Here is a 6,936-nt window from a genome sequence, read left to right on the forward strand (position 1 = left end):
AGGATGCTGGAAAATCCAGCAATGAGCAGCGTTAAGCGCAATTTTTTCTCTGGGTTATCACCCTGCAAAATGAAGGGCAAATCTCTTAGCATGGAATATCTGGAATGAAAATAAGAGATCATCTGAGGTTCTCATTTTTCTTTGTCATATTTTTCAAATAGTGGCGCATAATTATTTTAGATTCATGCCTGGTGAAAGTCATAGTTTTGTTTACTTAAATAATTGATTGTTCCTACCCAGTAACCCATATGCACGTTAGAATCATCTACCAACGGAAAGGCTTTTACTGAGCCTAAACCCACTTTCAACGTACTGATTGCAATGAAAATACGATTCCTGTCTGCCAACGAGCTAAAGCTGGCCGAGGTGCGTACCATCCTTGAGCCGGTCGGTGTCGAAGTGCTGCCTATCGCACGCCGTATTGAAGAGATTCAGACTGAAAATGAGGTCGAACTGGTGCGCGACAAGCTCACCAAAGCGTTCTCGATTATTGGTCGTCCGCTATTTGTCGAACACACCGGGCTCTATCTGGATGGTCTGAACGGCTTGCCGGCCGGGCTGACGCGCATCTTCTGGAGCCGTCTGAACGCCGAGCGCTTCACTAAACTGGTGAGCGGGCTGGATAGTCCGTGCGTCACGGCGAAAACCGTGCTCGGCTATTGTGACGGGCAAAAAATGTATCAGTTCGAAGGCGAACTGCGTGGCACCATCGCCACCGAGCCTGCTGGTCCTCGCGAATTTCAGTGGGACTGCGTGTTTATCCCGGAAGGGCACACGCAAACCTTCGCTGAAATGGGCGAGCTAAAAAATGAGATTTCGATGCGTCGCCTGGCGCTGGACCGCTTCGCTACCTTTTTGAAAACATCGCGGGGATTGGCATGAAACCCGAGCTAAAACGCGCCTACGATGCCGGTAAATTGATCCTGTTTGCCGGTGCGGGCATTTCACGTAATCTTGGCCTGCCGGAATGGCATGAGCTGATTGCGCATCTGGCTAAAGAACTGGGCTACGACCCGAAAATCTTTAACACCTACGGCACGCATTTGTCGCTGGCGGAGTATTACAAACAGCGTAAAGGCTCGCTGGGACCGCTGCGCAGCTGGATGGATCGCGAATGGCATCGTCCGGATATCGACGTACGCAGTTCTGAAATTCACACCATGATCACGCAAGGCAACTTCTCACGCATCTATACCACCAATTACGATCGCTGGCTGGAGATGGCGCATGAGGCGCACAACGTGCCTTACAGCAAAGTGGCGAATGCGGCAGATTTAGTGTCGTTGACCGAAGATAAGCGCCATATCATTAAGTTGCATGGTGATTTCGACGACGATACCTCCATCGTGCTCGATGAAAGCAGCTACTTTGAACGGCTCTATTTTGATTCGCCGCTCGATATCAAACTCACGCACGACGTGATGGGCAACTCGGTATTGTTTGTTGGCTATAGCATCAGTGATTTCAACATCCGTCTGTTATTCTACCGCCTGACAAAAATGTGGGGCCGCACCGGATTGGCCACTGCTCGTCCCAAATCATACCTGTTCACTAACCGCAATAATCCAGTGGCAAAAGAGGTGTTGGGGCAGTGGGGCATTGAGATGATCGTCTCGGAAGAGGACGATCCGCGCAAAGCGTTGGCGCTGTTCCTGGAAGAATTACTGGCTTAAAGGCAGAAAGTCATTGCCTGGAAAAGTTTGATCAGAATATACTGTATATAAATACAGTTAACCGAGGTGCATCATGGCAGTCGAAACCAAATATGTTGTAGTCAGAAAGGGTGAAGAAAAAATGACGTTTGCCAATAAAAAAGACGCGGATGCCTGGGACAAAATGCTTGATATGGCAGACGCCTTTACCGATTGGCTGCAGCAGCATCAGCCTGAACTGGGTGAAGCGCAGGCCGAAGCATTGGGTCTGCTGTTGGCTGAACAGAAAGACGCGGTGCAGCATATCCTGCGCACCAGCAAACTGCCGGAATCGGTAAAGGAAGAAGAGGTTGCTGTAGCGACTGAAGCCTCTGCGGAAACTGAGACTGAAGCGGCAGCGCCGGAAAAGAAAGTTCGCGCGGTTAAAGCAGCGTAAGAGGTTTTGTAGGGTGCGCATTTATGCGCACCTGGTTACACATCAAAGTTTAATTTGATACCGCGTACTTCGCCCACCGCCCGGTAATTTATCCAGACACCCTTTCGCCAGCAATTCAGTCAGATGTCGCGTCGCGGTGGCTTTACTCACTTTCGGCACTTTCTGATACTGACCTGCGCTGATGCCTTCACTAAATCCCTGTTCACCGCCATCCAGCAAGCGATTCAGCACGCGGGTTTGCTCCGCACTTAACTCGGCCGCGTTATGCATTAACCAAAAGCGCGCTTTATTTTGCGTGCGCGTGACGGTTTCCAGCGCCTGTTCAAGACTGTCATTTAGCACATCACAAAACCACAGCAACCAATCGGTGACGTCCATTGCACCGTGCTGCGTCTCCTGCAGAATGCGGTAATAGTCGGCACGTCGCGCCAGAATCGATGCGGACATGGCATACAAACGGATGCTCTGGCTATCAGCCTGCGCCAGCGCCAAATCGGTGAGGGCGCGAGTGATACGTCCATTACCGTCATCAAACGGGTGCAGCGTAACGAACCACAAGTGGCACAACGCGGCGCGCAACAGCGGATCGAGCAGCGGATCTTCGCGGCTGTGATTAAACCAGGCGATAAATTCCTCCAGCTGTGCTTCCAGCCCGGCGCGCGGCGGCGCTTCGAAATGTACCGTGGGTCGATCGATACGGCCTGAAACCACCTGCATTGGCTCATCGCCGCGCAGCGTGCCAACATTCAGCCGCTTGATGGTCCATTCACTTTCCGGAAACAGCCAGCGATGCCACTGACATAAACGCGCCAACGTTAATTCCTGACCGCGTTGCGTAATGGCATCCATCATCATGGTTGCCAAACCTTCTGAACGTTCGGAAACCGGGTACGGCTGATCGAGCGAAACGCCTAAACGGCGGGCAAGCGAAGATCGTACCGATTGCGCGTTGACGCGCTCATCTTCAATCGCTGAGGAAGAGAGGATATTACTGAGCAGCGTATCCAGCGTTTGTTGCTCGCGGTTGTCTTGCACGCTGGCGCGGCCCAGCAAGATGCCGCGCTGTTGCTGCAATTGGCGCAGGCGCGGCAGTAACTTTTCATCCTGCCAGTGAAACTGCGGCCAATCGGGCTGCTGCCAAATCCACATTATAAGCTCGCTCCTGAGTTGCATGAGCTGAATAGGATTAATATTCGGCTCATATAGTGAGCTGAATAATAGCCTGTAATCGGCTCATTGACCAGAAGGGAGAGGGCGGGTGTTACGCGCGGACCTGATGTCGGTCGCCATTAATGGCGACCCTACAAAGGATTGGCGCGTTTTCGTAGGGTGCGCATTCATGCGCACCTGGATAACGCCATGCGCGGCGAGATCCGACCTCCTCCGCCATCAAGTTCCCCCGCCGCGCGCCGATAGAGTGTTCAAAGGGATGTACGCGCACAGGGAGTGGTTCTGATTACCGAAAAGTGTCAACTCCAGGAGCGCCATAATGGCCAAACACGCATCACTCAAGAAAAAAATGAGCACCCGCACGCAGATGCTGCTGACGGGCGCCTTAACCATCACGCTCGGCTTTGCCGTGACCATCGGCGTGCTTAGCTGGCAATCCAGTAATGAACAAAAGTCGCTGGCTGAAAACTACCTGCAGCAGATTGCGCAAAGCCAGGCGCTGCAAATTCAGCATCAACTCAGCTATGCGCGCGATGTGGCGCACAACCTCGGCCACAGCCTGATTGCGCTGCCAGCGGCAGGGATTCAGGATCGTAAAGTCGCCGATAAGTTGATGGAATCCGCTCTACGCGATAATCCTGATTATCTGTCGATCTCGGTGATCTTCGAAGAAAACGCCTTCGACGGACGTGACGCGGAGTTTGCCACTCAACCCAATGCGGCTCCAAAAGGTCGTTACGCCTTCTTTGTCGATCGCGATCAAAGCGGCAAATTCAACATGCATCCGCTGACCTCAATCTTCACGCCGGGTCAGGGCGATTACTATCTGCTGCCACAAAAAAGCCAGAAAGACATGCTGATCGAACCGTACAGCTACGCTTACAACGGCGTGCCGACGCTGCTGACCTCGGTGGCAGCACCGATTGTCAGCCAGGGCAAATTGTGGGGCGTGGTGACGTCCGATATTTCGCTGGCGTCGCTGCAGGAGAAGGTCAACAAAATCAAACCGTGGGAAGGCAGCGGCTATGCGATGTTGCTCTCCAGCGCGGGCAATGTGGTTTCTTATCCGGATAAAAACCAGACCAGCAAGCCGTGGAAAGGCGATACCAATAACTTCAGCAGCAGCGTGATGGAGCATCATGACGCCTTGCTGGGTGAAGATGTGCTGGTCACCTGGCAGCCGGTGGTGATTGGTAACAGCGAGCAGAAATGGTATCTCGGCGTGGTTGCGCCGGTCAGCCAGGTGATGGCTGCGGCACATCGTCAACTGATCAACGCGGTGATCCTGATGATCATCAGCATTTTGGTGGTGTGTACGCTGCTGGGTATGCTGTTCAGCCGCAAAGTGCTGAAGCCGATTGGTGGCGAACCGCTGGAAGCCGCGACCATTGCGCTGGCCGTCGCCGATGGCAAACTTGATAACGTCATCACGCTGAAGGGGCGCGATAACAGCAGCTTGTTCTATGCGCTGCATACCATGCAAAACCAGCTGCGCGATATCGTGGGACAGATTCAGGATGCCAGTTCGTCGGTGCGTCAGGGCGCGGGGGAAATTGCCAGCGGCAACCTCAATCTGGCCTCGCGTACCGAGCAGCAAGCTGCTGCGCTCGAGCAAACGGCCGCCAGCATGGAGCAGATCACCGCCACGGTGAAACACAACGCCACCAACGCGCATCAGGCAACAACGTTGACGGACAATGCCACGCACATCGCCAGCCGCGGTGAAACGCTGGTGGGCGAAGTGGTGCAAACCATGGCGCAGATCGACGATAGCGCGAAGAAGATTGGCGATATCACCGCCATCATCAACAGCATCGCCTTCCAGACCAATATTTTGGCGCTGAACGCCGCAGTTGAAGCGGCTCGCGCCGGGGAACAAGGGCGTGGCTTTGCTGTGGTGGCGTCGGAAGTACGTAATCTGGCCCAGCGCAGCGCCAATGCGGTGAAAGATATCGGTGCGCTGATTCAGGAATCGACGCAGCGCGTCGGCAGCGGTGTGCAGCTGGTGCAGGATGCCGGCAGAACCATGCAGGAGATGACGCAGGCGGTGAATTCAGTGCGCACCATCATCGGTGAAATTGTGATTGCGTCCGATGAGCAGGCGCGCGGGATCAGCCAGGTGACCATCGCGGTAAACGAGATGGACAGCACCACGCAGCAGAACGCCGCGCTGGTGCAGGAGATGTCTGCCGCCGCCAGTTCGCTGGAAGATCAGGCTTCGCAGCTGGCGAACACCGTTGGGCGGTTCCAGCTGAGTTGATTGCTTACGCATTTGGCACCCTTTCCTGGGTGCCAAACCGCTGCCGATACTGGCCGGGCGTGACGCCGGTGAGTTTACGGAATATTTTACGGAAAGCAGAAGGATCGCCGTAGCCGATTTCCCAGGCAATCTGATCAACCGAACGATTGCTGAGTTCCAGCGCGTCACGCGCTTTCATAATGCGTACCTGCTGCACATAATCCGTTGGCCGCATGCCGGTCGCTTTTTGGAAATGGCGCAGAAAGGTACGTGGCGTCATGCTCGCCAGCGCTGACATGCTCTCAATGCTGTGCTGTTCGGCAAAATGGGCGTGCAAATGATGTTGTGCACGCAGAATCTGGCTGTCGCCGTGCTCGAAATTGGGGATAAATGCGGAGTAGGTGCTTTGCTCACGGCGCGGCGGATCGATCAGCAAAAAGCGCGAAGTCGCCAGCATGGTGCCGGTGCCGAGCACTTTTTCGATCAGCGTTAAACCCAAATCGGTCCACGCCAGAATGCCGCCAGCGGTAATAATATCACCGTCGTCGATCACCATATTTTCCACCGCCACCTCAATCTGAGGAAAACGCTCCGACAGCGTCTGCGCAAAGGCCCAGTGCGTGGTGGCGCGACGGTGATCGATCAGTCCGGTTTCTGCTAGCACAAAGGCACCGGCGCACACCGAACAGAGCGTTACGCCTTGGTCATAAAGCTCACTCATCCAGTTAGCTGGAACCTTCATCGGCACCATCTTTGCCGGTTGCACCAGGCTTGGCGGCGCAATCACGTGGCTTAATCGATGCGGCGTATCGGGATGGCTATCCCAGACACAGGCCATTTTGTCGCTCTGCGCATCGATCTGCCAATGTGACACCCGGATCGTCCGCTTGCTAGACTCACCGGAAATCGCCTCCGCCCATTCCGCAGCTATCCTGAACATATCGGTTAAGCCATAAATCGCCGCAAGCTGGCAATCGGGATAGATCACCAGGCCAATCTCGGCCACAACGTTGTTTTCAGCAGTTTTCATGATTTGTCACTTACGGCCCTTAATGTGTCATATTTGACAATGTTAGCCGCTGCCGCTTTCCCTGACAATAAGCCCATCAAACGCAAACAATCATCTACAGAGGACATTTTCATGAGCAACGGCATCATTACTACTCAAGACGGCACCCGCATTTTCTACAAAGATTGGGGCCCAAAAAATGCCCAACCGGTGGTGTTTCACCACGGCTGGCCGTTAAGCGCTGATGACTGGGACAACCAAATGTTGTTCTTTTTAGCGCAAGGTTATCGCGTTATCGCCCACGACCGTCGCGGACACGGCCGTTCCGACCAAACCGATAGCGGCAATGATATGAACACTTACGCCGCCGACGTTGCAGAACTGGCTAAAGCGCTGGACCTGCGCAACGCTATCCATATTGGTCACTCAA

7 protein-coding genes are annotated in these 6,936 nt (G+C 54.1%); 5 read left to right on the forward strand and 2 right to left on the reverse strand.

Annotated elements, in window-relative coordinates; genetic code table 11:
• Positions 1-321: 321 nt before the first annotated feature.
• From RTY00_RS16640 to RTY00_RS16650, 3 genes are all read left to right on the forward strand, one after another.
• Complete coding sequence (locus RTY00_RS16640) at positions 322-882, forward strand: non-canonical purine NTP pyrophosphatase (RefSeq protein ID WP_312665181.1); 561 nt, start codon at positions 322-324, stop codon at positions 880-882.
• The gene (locus RTY00_RS16645; RefSeq protein WP_008108794.1) at positions 879-1,673 is read left to right on the forward strand and encodes an SIR2 family protein; all 795 of its coding nucleotides are present in this window, start codon (positions 879-881) and stop codon (positions 1,671-1,673) included. The genes RTY00_RS16640 and RTY00_RS16645 overlap by 4 nt, the downstream gene beginning before the upstream one ends.
• Positions 1,674-1,746: 73 nt before the next feature.
• A complete protein-coding gene (locus RTY00_RS16650; RefSeq protein ID WP_312665182.1) occupies positions 1,747-2,088 on the forward strand; it encodes a YebG family protein in 342 nt (113 codons plus the stop codon).
• A gap of 42 nt (positions 2,089-2,130) precedes the next feature.
• Here the strand turns inward: RTY00_RS16650 and RTY00_RS16655 are convergent, their stop codons facing one another.
• On the reverse strand, positions 2,131-3,237 hold the full coding sequence (locus tag RTY00_RS16655) for a Fic family protein (RefSeq protein WP_312665183.1): 1,107 nt from the start codon (positions 3,235-3,237) through the stop codon (positions 2,131-2,133).
• 340 nt (positions 3,238-3,577) lie between these two features.
• Between RTY00_RS16655 and RTY00_RS16660 the strand changes: the two genes are divergently transcribed.
• On the forward strand, positions 3,578-5,518 hold the full coding sequence (locus tag RTY00_RS16660) for a methyl-accepting chemotaxis protein (protein WP_312665184.1): 1,941 nt from the start codon (positions 3,578-3,580) through the stop codon (positions 5,516-5,518).
• A 4-nt stretch (positions 5,519-5,522) separates the two neighbouring features.
• Here RTY00_RS16660 and RTY00_RS16665 read toward each other — a convergent pair whose 3' ends face one another.
• Positions 5,523-6,527, reverse strand: a complete 1,005-nt coding sequence (locus tag RTY00_RS16665) for a GlxA family transcriptional regulator (protein WP_312665185.1) — start codon at positions 6,525-6,527, stop codon at positions 5,523-5,525.
• Between the two features lie 111 nt (positions 6,528-6,638).
• On the opposite strand from RTY00_RS16665, the gene RTY00_RS16670 reads away from it, so the two are divergent.
• On the forward strand, positions 6,639-6,936 hold a 298-nt coding region (locus tag RTY00_RS16670; protein WP_312665186.1), incomplete at its 3' end, for an alpha/beta hydrolase.

The organism is Pantoea sp. CTOTU49201, from assembly GCF_032054795.1.
Classification (GTDB): domain Bacteria; phylum Pseudomonadota; class Gammaproteobacteria; order Enterobacterales; family Enterobacteriaceae; genus Pantoea; species Pantoea symbiotica.